General features: G+C 45.5%; 19 protein-coding genes. 18 read left to right on the top strand and 1 reads right to left on the bottom strand.

What is annotated here, in order from left to right:
- Window positions 1–50 precede the first annotated feature (50 nt).
- The 8 genes from KTO58_RS14100 (at window position 51) to KTO58_RS14065 (ending at window position 10,513) form a co-directional block, all read left to right on the top strand.
- Entirely contained in the window at window positions 51–764 is a 714-nt protein-coding gene (locus tag KTO58_RS14100) for a response regulator transcription factor (protein ID WP_225859749.1), read from the top strand.
- Window positions 764–2,233, top strand: coding sequence for a sensor histidine kinase (locus KTO58_RS14095; RefSeq protein WP_095838748.1), 1,470 nt, complete (start codon window positions 764–766; stop codon window positions 2,231–2,233). The genes KTO58_RS14100 and KTO58_RS14095 overlap by 1 nt, the downstream gene beginning before the upstream one ends.
- Before the next feature lie 162 nt (window positions 2,234–2,395).
- A complete protein-coding gene (locus KTO58_RS14090; protein WP_095838749.1) occupies window positions 2,396–3,007 on the top strand; it encodes an RNA polymerase sigma factor in 612 nt (203 codons plus the stop codon).
- Between the two features lie 80 nt (window positions 3,008–3,087).
- Window positions 3,088–4,062 (top strand): FecR family protein, encoded by a 975-nt coding sequence (locus KTO58_RS14085; protein WP_095838750.1) that lies wholly within the window; start codon window positions 3,088–3,090, stop codon window positions 4,060–4,062.
- A 134-nt stretch (window positions 4,063–4,196) separates the two neighbouring features.
- Window positions 4,197–7,562 carry a TonB-dependent receptor gene (locus KTO58_RS14080; protein WP_095838751.1) on the top strand — a complete coding sequence of 1,122 codons (3,366 nt, stop codon included), beginning with the start codon at window positions 4,197–4,199 and terminating at the stop codon, window positions 7,560–7,562.
- A gap of 20 nt (window positions 7,563–7,582) precedes the next feature.
- Window positions 7,583–9,082, top strand: a complete 1,500-nt coding sequence (locus KTO58_RS14075; RefSeq protein WP_095838752.1) for a RagB/SusD family nutrient uptake outer membrane protein — start codon at window positions 7,583–7,585, stop codon at window positions 9,080–9,082.
- A gap of 34 nt (window positions 9,083–9,116) precedes the next feature.
- Window positions 9,117–10,175 carry an alkaline phosphatase gene (locus tag KTO58_RS14070; protein ID WP_095838753.1) on the top strand — a complete coding sequence of 353 codons (1,059 nt, stop codon included), beginning with the start codon at window positions 9,117–9,119 and terminating at the stop codon, window positions 10,173–10,175.
- 167 nt (window positions 10,176–10,342) lie between these two features.
- Window positions 10,343–10,513 carry a hypothetical protein gene (locus KTO58_RS14065; protein WP_157752957.1) on the top strand — a complete coding sequence of 57 codons (171 nt, stop codon included), beginning with the start codon at window positions 10,343–10,345 and terminating at the stop codon, window positions 10,511–10,513.
- Between the two features lie 104 nt (window positions 10,514–10,617).
- Here the strand turns inward: KTO58_RS14065 and KTO58_RS14060 are convergent, their stop codons facing one another.
- Window positions 10,618–11,475 carry a LysR substrate-binding domain-containing protein gene (locus KTO58_RS14060; protein ID WP_095838754.1) on the bottom strand — a complete coding sequence of 286 codons (858 nt, stop codon included), beginning with the start codon at window positions 11,473–11,475 and terminating at the stop codon, window positions 10,618–10,620.
- 109 nt (window positions 11,476–11,584) lie between these two features.
- Between KTO58_RS14060 and KTO58_RS14055 the strand changes: the two genes are divergently transcribed.
- From KTO58_RS14055 to KTO58_RS14010, 10 genes are all read left to right on the top strand, one after another.
- On the top strand, window positions 11,585–12,106 hold the full coding sequence (locus KTO58_RS14055) for a GNAT family N-acetyltransferase (protein WP_095838755.1): 522 nt from the start codon (window positions 11,585–11,587) through the stop codon (window positions 12,104–12,106).
- A 69-nt stretch (window positions 12,107–12,175) separates the two neighbouring features.
- The gene (locus tag KTO58_RS14050; protein ID WP_095838756.1) at window positions 12,176–13,057 is read left to right on the top strand and encodes a DMT family transporter; all 882 of its coding nucleotides are present in this window, start codon (window positions 12,176–12,178) and stop codon (window positions 13,055–13,057) included.
- 604 nt (window positions 13,058–13,661) lie between these two features.
- Window positions 13,662–15,242, top strand: a complete 1,581-nt coding sequence (locus KTO58_RS14045; protein WP_095841564.1) for a Na+/H+ antiporter — start codon at window positions 13,662–13,664, stop codon at window positions 15,240–15,242.
- Window positions 15,243–15,368: 126 nt separating this feature from the next.
- Window positions 15,369–15,947, top strand: coding sequence for an RNA polymerase sigma factor (locus KTO58_RS14040; protein WP_095838757.1), 579 nt, complete (start codon window positions 15,369–15,371; stop codon window positions 15,945–15,947).
- Between the two features lie 84 nt (window positions 15,948–16,031).
- Window positions 16,032–16,979, top strand: a complete 948-nt coding sequence (locus KTO58_RS14035) for a FecR family protein (RefSeq protein WP_095838758.1) — start codon at window positions 16,032–16,034, stop codon at window positions 16,977–16,979.
- Between the two features lie 106 nt (window positions 16,980–17,085).
- Window positions 17,086–20,514, top strand: a complete 3,429-nt coding sequence (locus tag KTO58_RS14030; protein WP_225859748.1) for a TonB-dependent receptor — start codon at window positions 17,086–17,088, stop codon at window positions 20,512–20,514.
- 5 nt (window positions 20,515–20,519) lie between these two features.
- Window positions 20,520–22,316, top strand: a complete 1,797-nt coding sequence (locus tag KTO58_RS14025) for a hypothetical protein (protein WP_157752960.1) — start codon at window positions 20,520–20,522, stop codon at window positions 22,314–22,316.
- A complete protein-coding gene (locus KTO58_RS14020) occupies window positions 22,316–23,548 on the top strand; it encodes a hypothetical protein (RefSeq protein WP_095838762.1) in 1,233 nt (410 codons plus the stop codon). Before KTO58_RS14025 ends, KTO58_RS14020 begins: the two co-directional genes overlap by 1 nt.
- 3 nt (window positions 23,549–23,551) lie before the next feature.
- The gene (locus tag KTO58_RS14015; RefSeq protein WP_095838763.1) at window positions 23,552–24,592 is read left to right on the top strand and encodes a fasciclin domain-containing protein; all 1,041 of its coding nucleotides are present in this window, start codon (window positions 23,552–23,554) and stop codon (window positions 24,590–24,592) included.
- A 20-nt stretch (window positions 24,593–24,612) separates the two neighbouring features.
- Entirely contained in the window at window positions 24,613–25,842 is a 1,230-nt protein-coding gene (locus KTO58_RS14010) for a fasciclin domain-containing protein (protein ID WP_095838764.1), read from the top strand.
- The last annotated feature ends 11 nt before the right edge of the window (window positions 25,843–25,853 follow it).

Genomic DNA, 25,853 nt, shown 5'->3' with positions numbered 1-25,853 from the left:
CACAACCGCTTTTTGACGTGTTTTTTACTGAAATTTGCAGTATCCAGCTAATGAACACCATGCAAAAAGTACTCATCATTGAAGATGACCGGGAAATAATAGAACTGCTGGAGATCCATTTGAAGGATCTCGGGGGTGAAGTGTATGCGGTCGAAGACGGGCAGGAGGGCCTGACGGTAGCCAGAGACAATAAGTTCGATCTCATCATATTGGACCTGATGTTACCTGGCCTGAATGGTATGGAAATATGTAGGAAGATCCGGCAAACCGATCGTTATACACCTATCCTGATGCTGACGGCCCGGTCGGAAGAAATTGATAAAGTCATCGGATTGGAAACCGGTGCAGACGATTACCTGACCAAACCGTTTAGTGTAAGAGAGTTTATAGCGCGCGTAAAAGTCATTTTCAGGAGAAACGAACAAAATGTGTCTCCCGGACCTATCCGGGATAATGCCACCTTAATACAGTACGATGGGTTGACAATAGATTTGGACAAAAGGAAAGTCGCTTTACATGAACTACGGATAGATCTTTCACCCAAGGAGTTTGAATTATTAGCTTTACTCGCATCCAGACCGGGAAAAAGCTATACCCGCAAACAATTACTCAACCTGGTGTGGGGCTACGATTTTGAGGGGTATGAACATACCGTCAACAGTCATATCAATCGTTTGAGAGGAAAGATAGAAGCAGATGTCTCAACCCCGAAATATATTCTAACTACCTGGGGCGTAGGTTACAGGTTTAACGAGGAATTATAATGGAAAAACGTACAGCCTTAAAAGGCAACTTGCTTTTCTGGAAAATTGCAGCTGTATTTACGATAGTATTGGTTGTCCTGGGATTGGTATTTGGAGTAATCGCTTCGACCTTCTCCCGGTCTTATTATACGGCCGCCCACCAGCAATTGTTTGGCGATATTGCACATCACCTGGCTACCTTTACACAACCTATCCGGGATGGTAAGCCCGATACCGCAGTAACACATGATATTATACATTCCACAATGGTGGCAAATCCCAGTGTCGAAGTCTATTTACTCGATACTGACGGCAACATAATAGATTTTGTAGTGCCGGATACAACGGTACAAATACGTCGTGTCGATATTGCAGTCGTCAAAAAATGGCTGACAGCAAAGGAGCGGGAACGCCCCATGGGGGATAATCCCAAACTTCCGCATGAACCAGCTATTTTTTCTGCCGCACCCGTCTATGAAAACAGCCGGTTATCCGGTTATGTATACGCTGTCCTGGCCAGCCAAAAACAAAGAGAAGTACTTGCGACGGTAAACAATCATTTATACCTCCAGCTGGGGGTATACATTTTCTTTGTGACGTTGATAGTTGCCTTTATCGTAGGTATTGCCACTTTCCTTTTACTGACCAATAGCATCAGAAAGATAGCAAACGTTGTAAAACGCTTTAAAGAGGGAGATTATTCAGCCCGCATTGAAGGGAATACCAAAGGTGACCTGGGATTACTAACAACTACCTTTAATGGAATGGCAGATGTGATAGTAAGTAATATCGATAGGATAACCGCCACAGATAAATTCAGGCAGGAATTAATTGCCAATGTATCCCACGATCTTCGTACCCCGCTATCCATTATGCAGGGATATGTGGAGACATTAATGATCAAAAAAGATAAGCTATCGGAAAAAGAACAGGAGCGATATCTCACCATTGTTCACGCCAGCTCCCAAAGGCTATCTGGATTAGTAGAACAACTTTTTCAATATGCCAAGCTTGAAGCGAATCTGGTGATTCCGGAGAAAGAGCGCTTTTTGATAAATGAATTGGCCTCAGATATTTTGATGTCCTATCAGCTCAAAGCAGCGGCGCGGTCGATCCGGCTGGATCTTGATGCCACAACTGATCTCCCTGCCATCTTTGCCGACATTGCACTTACCGAACGCGTGCTACAGAATCTGCTGGACAATGCCTTTAAATTTACACCAGATGGTGGACATATCAGCATTATCCTTTCGAAAGAAATAAATGGTGTAAAAGTGCAGGTAGCTGATACCGGTGTAGGTATCACCACTGAAGACCAGCAGTATATTTTTGAACGCTATAAGCAGCTGGATAAAGAGTCATCCGCCAAAAAGGGAATGGGTATCGGACTGGCAATTGTCAAAAAAATACTGGAATTACACCATTCCACAATTGACGTTGTTAGTGAAAGAGGAAAAGGCACAACCTTTAAGTTTACAATGCCGGCTTAAAAATTCATTGAGTACGTTTAAATAGCATGCAAGCGGGTGAATATTGTTTCATTTTATCCCCAACAGAAGTGTTTATTTACATTAAATTATTGTGAACAGCTATTTCTTTGTGATTCAAAGCGGAGTTTTGCGTCGCATTATAAACACCTAACTGCAAGCAGGATGCTCGGATCAGATAGCAAAACAGGCAATGGCGAACCAAACAGACAGCAAAGCCGCCCTCATTTTGATGAAATCTACGAACTGTACTGGAAAGAATTATATGAAGTAGCCTATCGACGCCTACCAATGGCGGCAGATGCCGAAGACATGCTGCAAGACCTGTTCTTGTCGCTGCTTAAAAACCCTTCCGTGATAGCAAAAGAAGGGTCTATCCGCGCTTATTTACATAAAGCCCTTAAAGGGAGAGTGATCGATTTTTACAGAAAAAGCCTGTTGAAAGAAACTTTTGAAAGCTATTCCGCCCTCTCTGCTGCGGGTCATACTAATCATCCCGATACCTATCTGATGCATAAAGAGCTGGAGACACTATTGGAAAAGGAAATCGGTGGTATGCCAGAACGTATGCAAACCGTTTTCCTGATGAGCAGAAAAGGAATGCTATCCAATGAGGAAATCGCCCATGAACTCAATATCTCACATCAAACCGTACGCAATCAGATCAGCGCAGCCATCAAAAGGATACGGAAAGCACTTTATCAGTATAATCTAGCTCATGACGCTGGTACACGTATGATCCTGGCTGTCACCGCGGTACTGTTAACCCCGCGCTGACCAATGTTACCTTAATGTTAAGCTGGAGAATAGACCGGTACATTAGGTCTGGTTGTTCGAGTATGTTATAAAGACCGTAGGTGAACAAACGCGACTTACTACAATTACTGCAGAAAGAAGCCAAAGGCAACTGTACCCCCGAGGAAATGGCACAGTTGGATGCTTGGTATGTTTCCTTCGATGCTAAGTCTACGCCTGTATTCAGAGATAAAGTAGAAGAAGAACAGGTACGTACCCGGCTGCGTAATCGTATCTATAAACAGCTGACCACAGACATGCCAGATCTGCCAAGGCCGGTACAAAAACAGAAAACCTGGGTCTTCTTCCGGATGGCTGCCACAGTATTAGTGCTGATAGGTCTATCTTGTGCTACCTATTTTTTTCGGCCCGGACAGGTAGCAAGGCAACAGGAATTAGCATGGCTCCACAGCGTTACCCCTGCCGGTAAGATGTCAAAAGTAACACTGACTGATGGGAGCGAAGTCTGGCTGAATGCGGGAAGCACTCTTCGCTATCCTGCTAGTTTCAAGAGCCGATACCGCGATGTATATTTACAGGGGGAAGCTTTCTTTAACGTCGCGTCGCTACCAGAACAACCATTCGTAGTGCATACGGATACAATTGCCACAGTAGTATTGGGCACGACTTTTAACATTAAAGCATATCCCGAATTGGGCAACATCCGTATCAATGTCGCATCGGGTAAAGTAGGGGTTATCGTCGGAACAAATACACTGACTACCTTACTGCCGGATCAGCAACTGACCTATAACAAACAAGATCATACCTATAGTACAGAAACAAAAGAGGCAGGTGCTACCAATGCCTGGAGACAAGGCAATATTAACCTGGATGGCGTATCATTTGATGAACTGCGAGCTGTATTGGAGCACAATTTTAACTATCACCTGCAAACGAAGCGGACAGATATTAGAAAAGTTCGGTTTTCTATGAATATTATCATCAATAATAAAATTGAGGACGTAATGCATATCATATGCAGTATTACGCAGACACATTATCGTATTCACGGAACGATCATCAATATCTATTAAATCATATTGAAACATAAAAAACGGAAGCTGCTGGAAACAACTTCCGTCATTGATCAGCGCGGTATCAGTCCCGGGAAGGTCTGTGAATACCGCTGTATTTAAATAGTTCATCACCATTTAAACAAGTCGAAATTATGAAAAAAAACCTTTCGGGGTCCATCAAACATTTTATGAGAGTTGCTGTATTCCTTTTGAGTATGGTGTTTGCCGGAACACTCTGCTTGCAGGCTCGTACCGGTACGGCCCAGGATCTTGGCCATATCAGGCTACATATCCGGTTGAAGGGTAAGACACTCGCTGCAGCTATGTCGGAGCTATCAATGGCTAGCAAACTAGCCTTTGCATTCGACAAAGCTGCACTGAGCGAAAAAACAATCGCTGAAAATAATTTTAATAATGTGCCACTCAGCGACATCCTGCAGCGCCTGCTACAAAATAGCGGTTATCGCTATGAGATCATCAACCACACCATTGTGATCGTAAAAGATGTTAAACCGGCTAAAATTAGTCCTGGTAAAATAATAGGAAAGGTAACAGATGAAAAAGGTAATGTACTCCCAGGCGCCAGTATCCGGATCACGGAACTGAACAAAAGCACCGTAAGCGAAAGCGATGGCTCTTTTAGCCTGATAGTACCCCCGGGAGAATATACACTCGAGGTGAGATTCATCTCGTTCGCCCCTCAGCGAATTACCAAAATACAGGTAGAGGAAGGAAAGAGCCTGGAAGTATCCGTTGTAATGAAACAATCCTCCAGTGCCTTAGGCGAAGTATTGGTAATCGGTTATGGTACACAGGAGAAAAAAGATATCACCGGGGCAGTAGGCTCCGTCGCCGGTGACCAGATAAACAACAGAACAGCAGCTAGCCTGGATCAGACACTGGTAGGAAAGGTTGCAGGGCTGAGCGTGTCTAATAATTCCGGTGCTCCTGGCACGGGAATGATGATTCGTATCCGCGGAGTAGGTACCATCAATAACAGCGATCCGCTGTATGTAATAGATGGCAACCCCTTTGGTAACATTAACAACCTGGATCCCGAAGATATCCAATCCGTAGAAATACTGAAAAGTGCATCTGCTGCCGCTATTTATGGCTCCCGTGGTGCTAACGGCGTAGTCCTGGTAACTACCAAAAAAGGAAGTGCCGGTCCGATGAAGGTTGACTTCCACACATTTACCGGTATGCAACAGGTATATAAAAAACTCAAACTGACAACCGCCGCTACCTACGCCAACTACTACAATACCGCATTGGCATCTGGTGGATTACCTCCTGTATTTAACAACCCTGATAGCTATGGACAAGGCACTGACTGGCAGGACGCAATCTTCAGAACAGCACCCATCAGCAAATATGAAGTGGCCTTCTCCGGTGGAAAGGAGGGTGCTGTATATCGTATGAGCGCCAGCTACCTGTCACAGAAAGGTACCGTAATAGGAACAGACTATACTAAGACTGGCGTATCGATGAACAGTACACACCAGCTGAAACGCTGGCTGAAATTCGGAGAGAACCTGAACTTTACTTATACAACACGAAATAGTATTTCTGACTATGATAGCGATGCCAGAGGTATCATCAGTACCGCTATCCAAATGGCGCCCACCGTGCCCGTAAAGAATCCGGACGGAAGCTATGGCGTATCGCCTTTTGCTAACACCTACAATCCTGTTGCCGCTGTTGAAAATATTCAACGCCTGAATAAAGCTTGGATGCTGATGGGCTCTTTTTACGCTCAGGCCGACCTCCTGGCAGGGCTCAATTTCAAATCACAGTTTAATATCAACGTAGGAAATAGCCGACACCGTTCCTATATCCCGGTATATTTTGTCAGTAATTCACAGAAGGAAGATGTTAGCAGCCTAGAAGAGGAAGCCTCCAACGGAACTGACTGGTCATGGGAAAATACATTGAATTATAGCCGTACTTTCGGTAAGCACCGGGTCGATGGATTAGTGGGCATCACCGCTCAGCATTCCTATGATGCCTACATCCGTGCTTATGGGCGAAACCTGCCAGCAGATGCCAGCCTTACCCGCTCACTGCAATACCTGGACCTCGCTTCGTCCGGTATGGTCGTTGGTGGAGGAGGGGATGAATGGGGTATGTTATCCTATTTCGGCCGCATAAACTACAGCTATCGCAACACCTACCTGGCCACCGTAAATATACGCCGTGACGGATCTTCCAAATTTGGCGCCAACAACCGGTTCGGCACTTTCCCTTCCTTCTCCCTGGGATGGCGACTGTCCAATGAACCCTTCCTGCGTAATGTGAAATTTATTAATGATCTTAAAATACGTGGCGGCTGGGGTGCGCTGGGTAATGAAAGCTCACTGTCTACCAGCGCTACCGTTTCCACACTTAGAGTGAACATACCCTATCCCTTCGGAAGTGGCAAAGGACAAGAGGTACAATTAGGCGCAACGCCTTCCAGCATCGGTAACATGAATCTGAGATGGGAGGCTACAAGAGAAACAGATCTGGGTATCGATGCAACCTTATTAGATAATCATATTACCCTGGGGGCAGATTATTATCACCGTGCTACTTCCGGCATCCTGGTGAGACTGCCCATCCTCGCTACTGTAGGCGTATCTGAAGCTCCTTATGTAAATGGTGGCAACGTGGTAAATAAAGGTGTTGAATTTACCCTGGGTTTCCACAGCAATCGTAAAAATACTTTCGGTTATGATATCTCCTTGAACTATGCTATCAATCGCAATGAAGTGACCAGTCTGACAAACAATGGAGCCGCCTTCTACGCAGGTGAGATCACCAGTGGGGTAAGGGTAAGTAAAACAATGGCAGGACATCCTATAGGCGGTTTCTTCGGCTATGTGACAGATGGCATCTTCCAGAACCAGAAAGAAGTAGACGCCGCAGCAAAACAACCTGGCGCCGCTCCTGGTGATATCCGTTATAAAGACTTGAATGGCGACTATGTCATCGACGATAAAGACCAGACCTATATCGGCAGTCCTTGGCCTACCCGGATTTATGGACTTTCCGCTACTTTCTGGTACAAAGGTTTTGATCTCAACCTGACCATCAGCGGCCGTGGTGGAAACCAGATATATACCGGTTGGAAACACTATACTAACTCATCCGGTATTTCCAACTACTTCGCTCCGGATAAAGAGCAGGTATGGACCGGAGAAGGCTCCTCAAATAAAGAACCGCGCATAACCATGCTGGACCCGAATAATAACATGCGCCCTTCAGACCGCTGGATCCAGAATGGTAGTTTCCTCCGCCTCAATAGCCTGCAACTAGGTTATTCATTCCCGCAGTCACTGCTAAAAAGATGGGGAATCGCTAAAGTCAGAGTATATGCAGGTGGAGAGAACCTGTTTACCATCACGAAATACGATGGCTTTGATCCCGAAGTAGGTATGCGCGATGGCAATGACGGTGATCCGCTGGATGTAGGGATCGACCGCGCTTACTACCCCCGTCCCCGTACGCTCTCCCTTGGCCTGAATGTAAACTTCTAATACCGAAACTATTTGATATCATGATGAAGAATCGATTTTTCATAACAATACTGCTCCTGATCGCTGGCGTTTTTGCCGGCTGTAATAAACTACTGGAAATAGAACCACATGGCAGGCAAACTACCGCCACATTTTTTACGACACCGGCTACTGCCAGACAAGGATTAATCGCTGCCTACAAAGCACTACAATCAAATTATCGCACTAACTATCCGGGATATGTAAGATGGGTCTTCGGAGATGTCTGCTCAGATGATGCCAGGGCCAATGGTGGTGATAACCCCGATATGATACAGGTGGAATTTTTTACTGCCAACGCAACTAACCCATTCTACGAAAATGCCTGGTCTACCTTGTACCAGGGTATACACGCCGCCAATATCGTGATTGAAAAAGCACCTGGCGTAAAAGGCATGGAAGAAGGAACAAAAAAGATATACGTGGCTGAAGGGAAATTTCTCCGGGCATATTATTATTTCAACTTGGTGCAGATCTTCGGCGGAGTGCCACTGATGCTGCAGGAAATGCTGACCAATTACAATATTCCCCGGAATACAAGGGAGGAAATTTACCGGCAGATAGAAACGGATCTGCTGGATGCAGAAGCTATACTGCCTAACAAAAGCGATCAGGAAAAATCTGATTATGGCCGTGCCACCAAAGGTGCTGCACAGGCCTTACTGTCCCGCGTATATCTCATGCAGTCGAAGTTTATCGAAACGGAAATATGGACCAGGAAGATTATGGATTCACGACAGTATAGCCTGGACCCTGTATACTATCATAATTTCACAATCGATGGGGAATATGGCGTAGAACCCATCTTTGAGATCAACTTTCAATATGATGCCCGCTTCTATGATGAAGAGGGGTCCGGCGATGGAGACGGCAGAACCCGTGGGCCACTATCCTACGGCTGGTGCTATGATAACCCCACCCAGGACTTGGTAGATGCTTTTGAACCAGGTGATCCCCGTAAGAAAGCTACCGTATATAAAACTGGCGACATACTGCCTGACGGTACCATCGGCAATACGGGTACCAGTGCTACAGGATACCTATGCACGAAATATCTTATCCTGAAAAATGAAATGCCCGACCAACCTAAAAGCTCCGCCAAAGATCAGATCGTTTTCCGTTTGGGACATATTCTGTTGTGGTATGCAGAAGCCGCTAACGAAAATGGGCATACACAGGAAGCACTCCAGGCGCTAAACCAGGTAAGAGCACGCGCAAGGGAAGGCAACCAACAGATCCTGCCCGATGTAACAGCCACAAACAAAGAAACACTCCGCCAGGCTATCTGGCAGGAACAAAGGGTAGAATATGCCACCGAAGTATTTCGCTTTTTTGACCTGGTACGTACCAAAAGAGCAGCAAAAGTGCTCAACGAATTTGCAAGAAAATATAACAGCCAGAAAGGGGCATCATTTAAGGCGGGTGTGAATGAACTATTTCCTATACCCCAGTCGCAGGTTAGCCTGAGTCAGGGCGTATTGCTACAGAATCCTGGATTTTAAAGACAGACTTTACATATCAGACTAAAAAGACGATATGAAAAAATATATTATCACAACACTCATTTTTTCTACATACACCATGTCCTGCATGGAATCCAGACACCCATTGCCTAAAATAAAAAGCATCATATTTATGATAGGAGATGGAATGGGTACTACACAGATTTATGCAGGCCTAACAGCCAACAAAGGCACACTGAGTCTGGAACGCTTCAGATGTATCGGTTTTTCCAAGACTAATGCTGTCGATAACTATATCACCGAATCTGCGGCAGGCGCTACAGCGTTTGCTATCGGACAAAAAACTTACAATGGTGCTATCGGCGTGGACAGTGCCGGTAACCCGCAGCCAACAATACTGGAAATCGCAAAGCGGCATGGGTTGTCAACGGGTATCGTCGTTACCACTGATCTTACCGATGCGACACCTGCCGCATTTGCTACCCATCAGAAGACCCGCGAAATGCAACCCCAAATAGCTGCCGACTACGTCAACGCCAACATAGATGTATTAATAGGTGCCGGCCGCGAACATTTTGATCAGCGCATGGATGGACGTAATCTCCTCTCCGAGTTCACCAGTAAAGGTTACCAGGTGAAATACACAACGGATGAGGTCACACAAGTGAAACAGGGCAAACTGGTCGGGATAATAAAGGAAGAACGCGTAGCGGGAAGGGGCGAACGGCTGATGCGCACCACAAATGCTGCTCTTCGACTACTGCAGCAAAATAAGAAAGGCTTTTTCCTGGTAGTAGAAGGTGCTAAGATCGACGATGGCGGCCATACTAATGACCTGCAATATGTAACCGAAGAAGTGATCGATTTCGATAAAGCGATCAAAGCTGCATTGGATTTTGCAGACAAGAATGGCGAAACACTGGTAATCGTTACTGCTGACCATGAAACAGGTGGGCTCACGATTGCTGAAGGGGATATTAAAACAGGAAAGATCACCGGTAAATTTTCTACCGATGACCACACAGGTGTAATGGTGCCGGTATTTGCGTATGGTCCTGGAGCAGAAGCATTCATGGGCATTTATCATAATAATTCCATCTTCGGGAAATTTATGCAAGCCCTGAACTTCTAATGACCGCCTTCGCTTAAAATGTAACCCTCCGGAAAATCAACTGCATTCCGGAGGGTTTACTTTTAAATAAGGGGCATTAATTAATATTCAAATCAACAGCGTTTACGAATCGGTATGCTGAGATATTATAGCAGGTGTTGTGAATATCTTAGGTTAAAATTCCTGCTATGAAAAAAGAAAACCAATTTGATCTTATTTCCCGTTCCGGTTTAATTGAAATTAAAGGTGGTGGTGCCAACGCTGCGCCTGCACTCTATTGTGAAAGCGATAAGGATTGTCCACCCGATCAGATATGTTGGGTAGCAAGAAATCGCTGCGTTTATATCATCCCTGAGTAATAGACCACCCACATTCATGGACAGGCAAAAGGCTGTAAACATTACTGATTTACAGCCTTTTGTATGCTACAGGATGATGTCAGCCCTTACAGGTAATATACCAGCTATATTAATGGCAGGATATTCCTGATCACTGTATTGTCCTCTTCTTTTCGCCAGTGCACATACAAGGGCACTTCAAAAGGCATGGTGACAAAACGAACACCAGGATATTGAGCATATGAATACGACAAAGGCATAATAGATATGCCGAGACCTCGCTGCACAAGACTCAATAACACCGAACCAAAATCAGATTCAAAACTGACATTAGGAACAATACCATATTGTGTAAAGATCTCTCCCAGCTTCATTTGATAAGTCTCCCCATCTGTTAAGGTAGATAGGATAAAACGTTCATTTTCCAAAGTCGCCGTGCTGATGTCAGTTACCTGAACTATCGGATGAGCCTCCGGCACTACGAGCGCAAGTTTATCATGTCGTACTAATTTTGACGTCAACAGCTCATCAATGTATTGATGCCGGCTATAACAAAGGTCCACCTGAAAGGCCTTCATCAATTCAATTTCCTGTGTATGTTTCAGCTGTACCAGCTCAACTTTTATCTCCGGGAAAAGCGAGGATATGCGACCAAGTAGTGCCGGTAAAAGATCGTAGCTCACAGACCCGGGGTGATTAATAACAATACTTCCGCCTTCTCCCGCATGGATCTTTCTGGCATAGCGGGTAGCAGCGTTCAGCTGTTCTATCACTGGTTTCCACTTTTGTTGCAGGAACTTACCTGCAGGCGTCAACTCAACTTTTCGGTTGGAGCGCTTGAAAAGTTCAATCTCTAACTCGTCTTCCAAAGCCTTTATTTGCCGGCTAAGCGCAGACTGCGTAATATTCACTTTATAAGAAGTACGCCAATAATGGAGTTCCTCAGATAATTGCAGAAAGTATTCGATTTGCTGTGTGGTCATATCTGTTATTGATGCGATTTTTGCATCAATTTATTCAAATTTAGCATTTTTAATGCATCAAAGTAGTGGTAGATTTGCCTAATACAGGTAAATAAAACCACGCATATACATGGAAGATATCCACATTACCAGTGTAGGAGTGACAGAAATAGAAGAACTGCAAAGGATTAGTATACAAACCTTTGTCGATACCTTCGCTTCCCATAATGCCGAAAGGGATATGGCACAATACTTAGAAGAGAGTTTTTCGCAGGAGAAGTTAATGGCCGAGCTTGGTGATGCCGGATCTGCATTTTATTTTGCGAGATCGGGGGAGCAGGTGATCGGTTATGTGAAAATCAACACAGGAGCGGCTCAAACAGAAGTGCTGGGTGACAGGGCGCTGGAAATCGAACGTATCTACGTTCGGAAAGAATATCATGGGAAGAACATAGGGCAATTACTCTATGAACAGGCCTTCCGGATTGCCCGCGAAAAGGATATGGATTTTGTCTGGCTGGGCGTCTGGGAAAAGAATGCAAGAGCACTTCGCTTTTATGAGAAGAATGGATTTTCACCGTTCGGACAGCATATTTTCAGATTAGGTGGGGATGATCAGATCGATATCCTCGTAAAAAAGACATTGAAATAATACTTAAATCGCTGCCTCTCCAATGATCATTGGATATCGGCAGTGCTAATAAATAGATGGAAGAAAAAGATGAACAAGAAATACCTCCTTATTTTCTTACTTGTACTAGGGACTGCTTTTTGGGGAATATCATTTCCCGTTACCAAAATGGCAGTAGAGGGCGTTTCCCAATCGACATTTTTACTATACCGCTTCCTGTTAGCAACCGTCGTATTGGCACTAGTCTTACACCGGCAGCTAAATAAAATAACAAAAAAACATATTTTCGATAGCATATCTCTGGCCATACCACTATTAATCGGTATCAACTTCCAGACGCTGGGTCTCAAACATTCCACTGCTTCTCAATGCGCCTTTGTCGCCGGTACCAGTGTTGTTGTAATTCCTATCATAAAACTGCTTGTTTACAGAAGCAGGATTGACGGGAGGATCTGGCTCGCGGCTATCATCGCGCTGCTGGGGCTAGCCGTTATATCCATTAAAGATAATCTTTCGGTTAGTATAGGAGACCTATATACGATTATCGGAACTTTCGGCTTTGCAGCCTATTTGATCAGGGTGGAACAATTATCCGCGGAAGGTAATATCGTCCCGACAATTGTCCCTATGTTCCTGGCTTGCACCTTGGTGATGCTTTGTGTAGCCGGTGTTGATCCTGCTGCTACTTGGTTTCCACAGGGGCGCGGTTTCTGGACTGGTATAATCTATTGCGCGCTATTTTCAACAGCGTATATGTACACTATTTCAAATATCGCCCAACAATACATCAGCGCAGAAAAGGTAGCGATCATTTATTTGTTCGAACCTGTTTTTGCTGCTGTAGCAGCTATATTACTACTGGGAGAGGGCCTTTCCTGGCGCTTGTTAATCGGTGGTATATTGATCCTTATAGGAACGCTGGTGTCCGAGATCAAATTCAAACGTCAGCCGTCTGGCGTACTGGAAAGGTAAGATGAGCATAATTTTACATTACCTATTTACACAGGCTCCTCTGGCATTACATACACATGCACTGCTGGTCGTGCCGGGACAACGATCGGGGTCTATACACTTGACAACAGGACAAACTGCAACCACAGCAACACCGCCGCCTTTCACTTTTTTCATGTCAGATCGGGAAATGAGTGGGAATGAATGGGTAGATTTCATAATGACAGTCTTTAATGTTTAATATATAGTTTTCGAAATAGATGCCATATCAAATTAAAACAGATCGCTGAAATAGTAACGCAGCGAAGGGCGGTGCTACTCGCCCTGATCTTGCTGTATGCGGCATTTCGCCTCCATCGTGAATGCTTTCTAAGGTGTCTCATTGTACCAGTTGAAAAATGTTTAATCTTTTTCATAATGATGGATTTTTGGAGTGAAGGAAAAGCAGGTTGGGTATTAAAACTTTTTATATAAATAGGCAGGATACGGCCAGATAGGATAGTTATAAACGTAACGTACATAATAAAGTCACGGAAATTATATCTTATCCGATATCCACAATCGTTTGCCCAATAAGGCTGCCGCAGATTTGCAGTGTCATTTTTTTGATGTATTTTATTGGCATATGCATCAACATCTACCTTTTTTATTGGCACTTATCGGCATCATCGTACTTATCGAAATGTTAGCTACCAGGTTACGGGTGGCTTATCCGGTATTACTGGTCGTAGCAGGTCTCCTGATCAGTTTTGTGCCAGGTCTGCCCAGTGTACAGGTTGATCCGAATATGATCTTTTTCATCTTTTTGCCACCGCTTTTATTTGACGCCGCCTGGGGCATTTCCTTTAAAGAAATGAAAAAATGGTGGCGCATCATTGGCAGTTTTGCATTTCTTGTTGTGCTTTTTTCTGCACTGACAGTCGCCTTGCTGACTAACTACTTTATCCCGGGATTTACATTGGCATTAGGATTTTTGTTGGGTGGTATTGTATCTCCACCCGATGCCGTGAGTACCGGTGCAATTATGAAGTTCGTGAAAGTGCCCAGATCTACCGCTTCGATACTCGAAGGAGAAAGTTTACTCAATGACGCGTCCTCTCTCATCATTTTCAGATTTGCATTGGTGACTATCGGCACTGGACAATTCATCTTCCAGGACGCAGCCCTACAGTTTTCATGGATGGTCATGGGCGGCATTGGTATAGGATTAATTTTTGGGTGGCTCTTTATGCAGGCACACAAATTATTACCTACTGACGCTCCTTCGGATATAGTGTTTTCATTGATTGAACCCTACTTCCTTTATTGGATAGCAGAAGAAATGCATAGTTCCGGCGTATTGGCGGTAGTGGTCGGAGGCCTATTCCTGGCCAACAGGCGCTTTCAATATCTATCCAGCTCCAGCCGGGTTAAAGGTTCCAGCTTCTGGGAAGCCCTGATCTTTATATTAAATGGCGTCGTCTTCATGTTGATTGGCTTGGAATTGCCGGAAGTAGTGGCTGGTCTCCGTGCCGACGGCATACCATTACGTGAAGCGATTGGATATGGGGCGCTGGTAACTGCCATTTTGATTGTCGCCAGGATCATCAGTTCCTATGCTGCACTGATAGCTACACTCATATTCAGGCCGGGAGTAGCACCTAATGCAGGCAGCCCACGCAGAATGTGGCGAATGCCCATACTATTAGGCTGGACGGGAATGAGAGGCGTAGTGTCGCTGGCTGCAGCATTAGCGATCCCGGTAACTCTCCAATCAGGCGTCCCCTTCCCATACAGAAACCTGATACTGTTTATAACATTTGTCGTTATCCTGCTCACGCTGCTGATCCAGGGCCTCACACTTCCCTATATCATCAGAAGATCAAGAATTACAGAATTTTCCAGCGAACTGCCGGAGGAAGAAATGAAAATAAAGGTAAAAGACAGCCTAGTAAGAGAGACCGTACGGATTTTGAAAGAGCAACAGGAAATGGGCTTGCTCAAAGACCCACACCTTCAGCGAATGATCGAACAATGGGAACATAAAATAAAACAGCCCGATAACCTGAGAATGAGTAAAGAGTCAAAACAAAATTATCTGGAATTACTCGAAAGGCAAAGAAGTTTTCTCACAACAATGAGTCAGGATCCGGAGCTACATGATGAAATTATTCGCCGGCAGATCTTCCAGATTGACCTGGAAGAAGAACGTATTAGGTTGTTATAATAAAGGCCGATCGAAGAAAACTACTGGTTTTCCGGTAGTACCTCTCGGTACTTCTTAACGTAAAGTTAAATCCCGCTTCTGTGCTTGTTGGCTAACTTGCAGGTCAACTCTTGCCCTTAGATCCGGATGAAGTATTCGCAATTAGACAGTGATGCGCTCCTGCTCAATGTTCGTTCCGGGAACGCCGCCGCCTTCAGCGAGCTGTATGGCCGCTTTTGGGAGCCTTTTTATCTTTTCGTTTATCGCCGCCTTAGAAATGAAGACGACGCCAAAGACGTGGTGCAGAACGTATTTGTGAACATCTGGCTCCGACGGGAACAAATGATGGTAAACAACGCTGCAGAACCTTATCTCTATACCATGCTCCGCAATGAAATGCTAAAAGGGATATCCCGTAGTATTAAGGACCGTAGCCGTCAACAGGAAATGGAAACACTATTACAACCAGAACTGGAGCAATTGTTAACCCCCATGCAAAAAGAGATCATTTTTAACCATATCGATGGCCTTGTGAATGACTTGCCAGATCGTATGCAGCAAGTATACCGGCTTAGTCATGAGGAACAACTTGGCGTCAGGGAGATCGCTTCCAGGTTGGAACTGTCTGAACAAACCGTACGAAACCACCTCAACGCCGCCTTGAAAAAGTTGCGCTTCGGGCTGAAAGAAGCATTATTACTTATCCTCTTAGCCGATTTGGTCTGACTTTAAGACGCTTAACAATTTCGTAACACAGATAGACTGGTTAAACCTTCCAATAGCTACTCATATAGGCAGCAAGAAAGGACTATGAATATTCAGGACTTCAGTAACATAATCGACCGCTACCTGGAAGGAAATGCCAGTCCGGAAGAAATCGCATTCATACAGAAATGGGTGATGTTGCAGCGTAATGAAGAAATTATGCTTAACGATACCGACCGCCGCCGTATCAAAGGAGATATGTGGGCTTTCGTTGGCCATGAAACAGGTACGGTTGCTCCCCGCCGTCTTCGTATTACATACCTTTTACTGCGTTGTGCCGCTATATTGGTGGCGGTAGTAGCTGGCGTAGCGCTCTTTATGCTCGTGCAGCATTCCCGCCGTCAGGCCAATATGATCCAAATGGCCGACCGGCGTGTAGAGACACCACCCGGTGTGATGAAGAAAGTAAGGTTGATCGATGGTTCCATCGTATACCTGTTCCCGGGGTCTGCCGTACAGATACCAGCAGATTACGACGAAAAACAGCGTCTCGTAAGAGTAACCGGGCGTGCTTTCTTTGAAGTAGAGGGCAACTCCACGAAGGCATTCCGGGTGGAGACGGGACAACTGAGTACCACCGTATTAGGTACTTCTTTCGAAGTACAACAGCAAGGTCCTAATGCGGTAGTGGCAGTACGAACGGGTAAAGTACGTGTCCAATATGGTAGTCGTCACCTGTCGGATGTAGAAGCAGGGGGACGACTGATATATGATACCGTAAAAGCCGACTTGCGAAGCGAAAAAATTTCCGGTATAGAAAGTTTCAACTGGACAAGTGGTACATTATCCTTTCATCAGGTACCCTTATCCGAAGTATGTAAAATGATCAGCGATTGGTTCAATATAAAGATTGTCATCCGCCAGCAACAACTCGTAGGAAGAAAAGTAACGATCAACCTTAGCGGGCAGTCTATGGAAACAGCCATGCAGATACTAACCCAGACGGTGGGGTGCAGTTACCAGAAAGAAGGGGAATACATTATCATATACTAACCGGCGGCCCGTATGTGAACGGGTGCATACTATGATCGGCAGTATATCCGCGAAACACGGAAATACTGTTGAAGGGGAATTGCTATGCCATCGAAAATCAAAATTTATGAAGAAACGGTTACACCGTCATGTGAGAAAAAAAATATTGTACACTGTTATCCTGGCAGTATTCGTGTACCCCGTTATAGGTTACGCGCAGCAGAGTAGAACATTCAATCCTGGCCGTACACGGCTAAAGGTCGCCGATCTTATCAGCTTACTGGAAAAGGAAACTCATGTTCGCATTTCCTATAGCGATGCTATCGCCGGTAAATTGCAACAAACGGTACAGTTACCTGCTGGGAATATCAATCTGCAGACTGCGTTAGATGCTATGAAAAGCAATGCCGGACTGGATTATAGCATGAACCAGGGCTTCGTTGTACTAAAAGATAACCGGCAGGGGGAAACGATCATCCGTGGTAAAGTAACAGATGCAAAGGGGGGAACACCACTGCCCGGAGTGACCATCAAGATCAAAGGTACCGGTAATGGTGTACTTTCCGGACCAGATGGATCATTCGTTATCAAAACTCCAGCGGGTGCAGTTACCCTTACGGTGTCGTATATTGGTTACCTGTCCCGCGAAGTAAAAGTAACCGGTGGCAGCACTGGTATTAACATCAGCCTTTGGGAAAGCCAGACTCAACTCGGCGAGGTGCAGGTGACAGCTAGCCGTAAAGTAAACAACGAGGTAGCCACTCTCAACGAAAGGAGGAATGCCGGCATCGTCCAGGACGCGATATCCGCCGCACAGATGACCAAAAGCGGCAGCATCACCACCACACAGGCGTTACAGCGTGTAACAGGAGTAACCATCACAGATGATAAATACGTCGCGATCCGTGGGCTGGGGGATCGTAGTGTGATCGCCCAGCTGAACGGCGCCAGACTTTCCTCCGCAGATCCGGACAGAAGCGTTGTACCATTAGATATCATACCGGCCGGTTTACTCGATAACGTGACTATTTATAAAACGCTTTCGCCAGACAGACCGGCGGATGCCTCCGCAGGTATCGTCGAATTGAAAACACGCTCTATTCCAGATTCACTGACACTCGAATTTACCACACAGGCAGGCTTCAATTCTACTATCGGACTCAACGGTAAATACAATGGATTTTACAACAACCGCCTGGGATTCTGGGGGCAACGCGTCAAAGTACATAACCTGTCTGCCGATTTTCAGGCGCTGAAACAACAATACCCGGGCGGATTGGTACAGATACAGGAGATGTTCATACAAAGCCGCCAAAATCCTGCGTTGGCAGCAGAAGCACAACGTATTAGCAATATCATGCAACGCTTCGAACCAGTGCTTACTACTTCATATCAAAAGGCAGATCCCAATCAGGTATATAACATATCGTTCGGCAATACTTTTAAATTACGTAATGCACACAAGTTGGGAATAATACTGAATGGAAATTATTACACTCGCACAGAAGATATCCACAACGGTGTTCGTAATAACTATAGCCTCTTTCAGGGAGTAGTGACGGGGGATTACAGGATATTCAACCAGCTGACTATCCCGAACTTTATCACACCTGCCTATCCACGCCTCGGCAGCTATTTATCCTATATTGAGAATACCGGCAAAAAAACCTTGAACTATGGCGCGCTGGCCGGTATCACCTACCGGTTTAGCGAACGCCATATCATCCAGGCTCAGTTCGTTGGCAGCCGTGGTGCTGAATCTGTGGGGAGTAACCTCAAAGGTGCCTGGCAGAACACGGGGCTTACCGCACCGGTATACAATACCATCAACCAGCTGAAACTATCCTACCGTGCTTTTGATACTTACAATCTGCAGGGCGACCACAAACTCCTTACCATGTGGTGGTCACCAAGGGTAAGCTACAATATCAGTTCCTCCAGGAGCACACAAAATGATCCCGACTTCCGTTCCACTAACCTGGCTAACCTGTATAGCGTGCGATATGGCAATCCGGGTGGGGTGTCTGTGGGAAAAAACGAATATGCCTTCGTCGCCGGCCTGGTACATGGAGTCGGAAATGATTATTCCAGCATTATGGTCGCAGATCCTAATGGCCGCCAGTTCCGTTACCTTAAAGAAAAGAACTACAATGTCAAAGTAGACATCACACAGCCTTTTAAGATCACCGGAAAAGAACAGTTGTTAAAGTTCGGTGTTAACTTCCTTCGGCGTGATCGGGATTTCACAACCCATATTCTTGGATTACCAGGTACCAGTGTAGGCGGTGGTGGCCAGCTGTTGCTGAACCAGGTAAATGGAAACATCAATGAACTGGTGTCGTCAAAATATGTAGGACTAAAGGATCCGGGTACCTACGATGAAGAAGGAAAGCCAAGAGTAGGCGGATTCCTGTACCAGATCCGCAAATCTCCGAACAATTACACCGGCTCCTACGAAACGCGCGCATTTTATGGCATGGTGGATGCCAAGATTACTGACGCGTTGCGCTTTGTGGGTGGGGTGAGGTTTGAGTCCACCGATATCAAAACACATGTAGACACGAACCAGGTACATGTGCCGGGAGATCTGTCAACGCGGACCGGCGTATCTACGGGTTCCTTACGCTATAGCACCCTTCAACCTGATAACCGATACTACACAGACTATAAACCCTTCTACGCGTTTAACCTTATCTATACCTGGCGACAGGATATGAACTTTAGGATGGCCTATAGTACCTCACTCGCTCGTCCGGAGATCCGTGAGCTGATCAGTATTTATGAATATGACCCATTCCAGTTTGCCGTAATTGGTGGCAACCCCAACTTGCAGAACCAGCTTACAAAAAGTATGGACTTCCGTTGGGAGTGGTTTACCGCACCGGGAGAAGTATTGTCTGCATCCGTATTCGGAAAAACTATTGAGAAACAATTGCAACGCGTGTTCTTTTACAAGTCTCAGGGTAATCTCTCTACAGCACCCGAATTCCCGCTGATTGTTTTTCAGAATGATCCTAATGAAGGACGTGTATATGGCGTAGAACTGGAGATTCGTCATCGCCTGGGTCGCTACTGGCGACCAATAAGGGATGTTTATTTTGGGACTAATGTGATGATGGCCGCCAGTACCATCAATAAAAATCCGGAACGACTCGATGCCGCTCGCACAATAGACCGCCGTTCACCCGCCACCAGCCCAGTGTTTGAACAGGCGCCTTATTCCGTAAATGCTTACATCGATTATGAGAACAGGAAAAGCGGAAGCAGCGCTATGGTGAGCTTCAATATAGTAGGAGCGAGGCTTATACAAGTACAAATGGATGGTACCCCTGATCTCTATGACCGCCCGGCACCCTCCCTGGACCTGACATTCAGCCAGTCGCTCGGTAAACGTTGGCTCGTACGCGGATTCCTGAAAAATATCCTGGATCCCGAATATAAGCAGGTATATACTAATGCTGGTAATAACGGCAAATATCATGGCAATACATATATCTATCGCCAATACAAAAAAGGCACCGAAGTGTCTCTGGGTATCACTTATAAACTTTTCTGACCGTCATGTATCAATGTATTATCATCCGGAAACGCAACCTTTTAATGGCAGCTTGTATATTATTGCTAAGCAGTTGCCTGAAGGAAAAAAAAGATATGGATGACTTCAGACCAGATGTTTCCATCCGATCGCAATCTTCTATCCGCCTATTTAATTTTTATATAGCAAGCCCGCTGAATGTAATGGTCAATAACGTACCATTAACATCATTCGGATCTCAGGGAGGAACGCCTATAGGTCTTTCTCTGTTTCCGAAAGGCGCCTGGTCCACCTCGGAAAATGGTAGCCCATTCGTTATACCCATGTCGCTGCTTGATAAAAACGGCCGGGCGCGTGTGCAGCTGAAAACAGCTTTTAAAGACTTGTTGGATACCGTACTAGAACATAGCTATTCGAAACCAATAGACTTTTATGTAACCAGTGATGGTGCCCTGCGTATACTTCCCCGGCAGAATACACCACCGGCCAGCCCGGACCATTTCCGGTTACGTATCATTCACCTGGGGCAGGCGAACGATCCTTTCGGATTAGGAAGGCCAATGACCCTTACATATGCTGATGGTAGTTTGGTACACAATGCACTGACAGGCATCGCAGCCGGAACAAATTCCGAATACATAGAAATTCCTTACGGTGCTTATCAGTTTAAATTGTTTTCAGGAGGTGGCACTTCGCCGGATTTTGAAAAGCAACTGGCCGAATATCCCATGGTGCCGCTTTACGACGGCTGTGCGCCTGGCGTAATACAACCACAACAAGGCATCTCTCCAAAGTTACGCACGTTCAAACCCGGTGGTGTTTACTGTATCATAGTGACAGACGCCTACCAAGGATATTGGGATTGCTCTCGCTTTAATCCCGTATCATTCCGTTTAAACAGTTATCGGGTTGTCACAGAATATGATCCTGGCGTCAACTACTCCTATGCCCGTATGCACGCAGTAAACGCACTGCCTGGTAAGAGTATACATGTGAAAGTAGACGGTACTGAATTAGGAAGTGAATTACCATACGTAGGTAGCCAATTTACCGGAAAACCCATACTAGCAGATTATCGAATTTTTGTACAAGGGGAGCATCATGTGGAGGCTTCCGATGATAAGGGACGGGTATTGGCTGCTGCTACTATCAAATTATATCCTTATGATAACCATACGATCTGGGTACATGAAAAGCCAGATGGGACCACCGGTTTGTTATTTGCTGCAAACGATATGACCGGCTCCATCTATATGGATGAGTACCTGCCAAACCCGGACAACTCTCGTCCTGGACCGGATGACGGTACCAATGGTCTAGGCAGATTGGCTACCATCCCATATGTATCGCAATCGAGATTCCTGAACCTCAGCCCTGATCTGCCGTATGCAACGTTTATGGGGGATCATAACATGCTTCCAAACCATCAGCCTGAGACTTCAATCTATGGAGCAACCGTCAACCTGGCATCAGGCTTGCTACCTGAGAAAAACCCTTACATACTGTACCTGGGAGTAAAGTTTGCCAGTTTTTCTGCAACCAATTTTTTCTATCCGGTAGTGCCGGGAGCCAGATTAGTACCTGATCAGATACGCGTATATCGTTCCTCGCTATCGCCAGTTGGTGTACCCGGTGAATTATTACCCCAGGTGGTGCCTCTGCAGGTGCGACGGGCATATACTGCCAACCCCCGGATGTATTTGGAAAACACAGCGCCCATAATGGAAAATGGGGTGTATAGCGTGGCGCTGGTAGGAAGGACCTATCGTGCTGGCACACAGCAAGAAAAAGCACGTATCATCATCATCAAACACAACAACTAATGATCATGTATAGAGTTTGTTTTTTTATACTGGCGGGGTTTATCATACTGAGTGGATGCAAGAAATATGAAGAAGCACCACTATTGGGAAATCCTGCTTACATACGTGTATTCAATAGCATACCTTATGCAGCAGATGCACTACATACGGGCGGAGTTGTACCCTTTATTACATTTTTGATGGATCCCGAAACAGATGCCGATGGTTTGCCGGTAAATGCAAAAGTGGTAGGAGATTTTATGGCAACACGGCAACTTTTTAGCTTGTCATATCCTATTAATGCTGCTAATAGTAGTTTCAACAGTCTTATCCAGGATGGCAGAGGAAGCGAATCCCTACTGGGACCAGTGAATTATGAATACCCGGGAAACGCGCATGTGCTGACAGCACCCGCCATCAATGGGTTCGATCTCTCCGCATGGGCACAGGTACCTTCTGGCAGACATCGTCTTGTATTTGTATTCCGCCCGAGGAACAATGTAAATTTTAAAGACTTGTCTGCCACTATTCGTGGCAATATACTGATCGACACTACCATCGATCTTTCAGCCGGAGAGGTATACACTATTGAAGCCCTCGCCCGCGACGTGGAGAAAAAACTATTCGGACTGTACGTACGCAAAGAACAATTTATCCATCAAGCTTTTGATCCTGCAAAACTCTATGTCGGATTCGTAAACCTATCAGGAGAGAAACCATCCTTTACACAGATTGGAATGGGGGCAATGCTTCCCGAAAAGCCGATTATTACCTATTCGACCTACCTGCCAAATGACGTCACAATTCCGGTAGGGACGCCTCCTATTTATCATACCACTTTGCAGAAAAGAATGGATACGGACATCGACTACCTTGCCCTGCCTATCCCTCCAAGGTCTGATTTTTTTGTCGATGATACATTACGAAGTTATGCTTCAGATAAAGTAGTTGGCGCTGCGGGGCGGCTGGACGGATACCCCGGTGGGGGCTTACCCTGTTATGTATTCCGGTATCAGGATATCGATAACCCTGCCGTAAAATTTAGTACCTATAGCTCCGCCAATCCCCGCACCTTCAATAGCCTGAAAATTGCAGGTACATTGGCAAAGTATTATACACCTAATCTACACCTGATCGTAAACGCTAACAATGACTATCACATTTATGGAACAATCAATATAATGGAGATAGTATACGACCGGGTATATCTCATGCAGATACAGCGCGGATTTAATGAGGTACCTCAAAAATAAAAAATGAAAAAGATTATCTATATCTCAATGCTGCTGCTATGGTTGTCAGCATGTATAAAAAAGGATGCACCCTCTCCTGCAGCACAGAAAGAAGCCCGGTCAATCAGCATATTGCTTGGTAATAACTACGCCTTTAGCCTGTTCAGGAATGCAATAAAAAAAGCAGGACTGGATTCTCTCACTACCGGCGAAACACCTTATACCTGGCTGATCCCTGATAACAGCGCTTTTGAGCGCGCAGGTATTTCATCGGATAGCCTGGAGCGTATGCCAGCTGCTACCTTAAAAAACTGGGTATTGTACCATATCCTCCGTGGTAAGATCAAAGGTATAGACATACCGCAAACACTGGTATTCAGAATGAATACCTTGGAAGGAAGGGCTGTCTATACATCTACACCATTGCCGGGGCAAGCCATTTATAATGTTGAGCCAGGAAAGGTATACCTGCACATCAACGGTGTAAACGTGGATAAACCAGACCTCCCGGCAGGAAATGGGCATATGCATGTACTGAACAAACCGTTGAGCTTACCGAAACCTACCGTCAAGGATATAATAATGACCCGGCCGGAATATAGCCAGTTCACAGCCGCGTTGAAAAAATTTGGTTTGCTGGATCAACTGGCAGGCCCCGGGCCTGTCACCATACTGGCATTATCCAATACGCAAATGAATGCATTCGGATTTGATGAGGCAGCCATGGAGCATATCGGGCCGGAAACACACCAGCGCTTCTTGTTCAGCTGTTATATCCTGAAAGACAGCATGTTCTTTCTTTCTGATATACAGGATGCCTATCCTGGTAAAGATGGGACTTTTTTTCCAGGGGTTATTGTGCAGGAAGACGTATTGTTCTTTCTTGATGGCGGGGGGCTGATGGTGAGACACAAACGTTTTCAGGAAGGTTATCCGTACGACTTACAATACGGCAATGGATATGCCCAATTGTTCACCGGAGTAAGCGATTTGCTGGCACTAAACGGTGTAGTACATCGCATTGACAGACCTATGGTAGTCCCGGAAAAAGCACTTATTCGCTAATTATCATTGATTATTCTGAAATGAAACGCACATCATATAAACGAGTCCTCATCGTCTTAGCTGCTATTGTAGCGATGACCGGCGCCTGTTTGAAACCATCAGATTCAGACCTGCTTGTTAGCCATACAAAACCGGTCACAACAGAAGAAATAGTTAAAACATTGGCGGGCAGAAGTGAATTATCACTCTATAACAAAGCATTCATCAGGGTAGGAACCAACGGTAAACTACCCCCTAATAAAGGTGCGACGATCTTTGCGCCGACTAATGAAGCCATGCAGGCGGCGGGATATACGGAAGCACGTATTAATAGCATGGCGCTTGCTGAATTAGCTCGAATGGTAAACTATCATATTGTACCAGTTGCGATGACTCCGCAGGGTATTATTAGCAAGACCTTGACTGCAATTGTCGAAACCCTGCGACAAGATACCATTTACAAGCCAGGCACCGGTAACCGCATAATAGCGCCGCTGCTTTATGTCTCCGGACAAAATAAATTGTTCATCAACGATGTGGAGACGGGCGATCTTACAAAGAACATTGTCACTTCAAATGGCTATATCTATCCGATTGATAGAATATTGCAACCGGTACCCAAGAGGAACCTGATAGAGATATTGGATAACAATCCTGATTTCAGCCTTTTTAGGTCCGCGCTGAAGATTGCAGATAGCATAAGACAGGATGCAATCTTGCAATGGGATATGTATTACGAAGAAGCAAGTTCGGATAGTTGGATGCTTTCAAGGAATATTGATCGTTCCATTGGTGACTTCACAGGAGGACTTCCTACCGTAATAGCACCGACAAATAAGGCCTTCGAAGCAGCTGGCTTGCATTCAGAAAATGACCTCCGTGACCTGGCGAATAAAAATCCACTCAGAATAGATGCCGATTGGGAAGCAGGGGCTTACCTGGTGTTTCATTCTTCACTGGACTCGATAGTACGTATGCATTTGTTTCTCGGTGGCCTTTTTTCGCCCTTCTTTTACCACGATATGCAACAACCTCTGTTGAATAACAAATGGTATAATGATTATAACCGGGACGTGAATGGATGGGGCGCGCAAACCCAGCTGAAATTCCCCTTTCGCCCGGTGTTTTCCTGGCAGAATAACCAGGCATTCGCACAGTGGAAGAACGACCCGGCTGCAAAGGCCCTCGTGCAAAAATACCCTGGTGACGGTAGCATTACCGACAATGGGAACATCTACTTTACCGACCAGCTTTTTTATACACCGAGATAAGCCGTTATATG

Source organism: Chitinophaga pendula (genome assembly GCF_020386615.1).
GTDB lineage: Bacteria > Bacteroidota > Bacteroidia > Chitinophagales > Chitinophagaceae > Chitinophaga > Chitinophaga pendula.
This window is presented reverse-complemented; position numbering and strand designations above follow the sequence as displayed.

Coding starts and splice junctions, on each gene's coding strand:
- KTO58_RS14065 (WP_157752957.1), top strand. CDS start 10,343: ATGAAAAAAGAAAACCAATTTGATCTTATTTCCCGTTCCGGTTTAATT.
- KTO58_RS14075 (WP_095838752.1), top strand. CDS start 7,583: ATGATGAAGAATCGATTTTTCATAACAATACTGCTCCTGATCGCTGGC.
- KTO58_RS14045 (WP_095841564.1), top strand. CDS start 13,662: ATGCATCAACATCTACCTTTTTTATTGGCACTTATCGGCATCATCGTA.
- KTO58_RS14100 (WP_225859749.1), top strand. CDS start 51: ATGAACACCATGCAAAAAGTACTCATCATTGAAGATGACCGGGAAATA.
- KTO58_RS14035 (WP_095838758.1), top strand. CDS start 16,032: ATGAATATTCAGGACTTCAGTAACATAATCGACCGCTACCTGGAAGGA.
- KTO58_RS14055 (WP_095838755.1), top strand. CDS start 11,585: ATGGAAGATATCCACATTACCAGTGTAGGAGTGACAGAAATAGAAGAA.
- KTO58_RS14015 (WP_095838763.1), top strand. CDS start 23,552: ATGAAAAAGATTATCTATATCTCAATGCTGCTGCTATGGTTGTCAGCA.
- KTO58_RS14060 (WP_095838754.1), bottom strand. CDS start 11,475: ATGACCACACAGCAAATCGAATACTTTCTGCAATTATCTGAGGAACTC.
- KTO58_RS14030 (WP_225859748.1), top strand. CDS start 17,086: ATGAAGAAACGGTTACACCGTCATGTGAGAAAAAAAATATTGTACACT.
- KTO58_RS14050 (WP_095838756.1), top strand. CDS start 12,176: ATGAACAAGAAATACCTCCTTATTTTCTTACTTGTACTAGGGACTGCT.
- KTO58_RS14090 (WP_095838749.1), top strand. CDS start 2,396: ATGCTCGGATCAGATAGCAAAACAGGCAATGGCGAACCAAACAGACAG.
- KTO58_RS14020 (WP_095838762.1), top strand. CDS start 22,316: ATGATCATGTATAGAGTTTGTTTTTTTATACTGGCGGGGTTTATCATA.
- KTO58_RS14070 (WP_095838753.1), top strand. CDS start 9,117: ATGAAAAAATATATTATCACAACACTCATTTTTTCTACATACACCATG.
- KTO58_RS14080 (WP_095838751.1), top strand. CDS start 4,197: ATGAAAAAAAACCTTTCGGGGTCCATCAAACATTTTATGAGAGTTGCT.
- KTO58_RS14025 (WP_157752960.1), top strand. CDS start 20,520: ATGTATCAATGTATTATCATCCGGAAACGCAACCTTTTAATGGCAGCT.
- KTO58_RS14010 (WP_095838764.1), top strand. CDS start 24,613: ATGAAACGCACATCATATAAACGAGTCCTCATCGTCTTAGCTGCTATT.
- KTO58_RS14095 (WP_095838748.1), top strand. CDS start 764: ATGGAAAAACGTACAGCCTTAAAAGGCAACTTGCTTTTCTGGAAAATT.
- KTO58_RS14040 (WP_095838757.1), top strand. CDS start 15,369: ATGAAGTATTCGCAATTAGACAGTGATGCGCTCCTGCTCAATGTTCGT.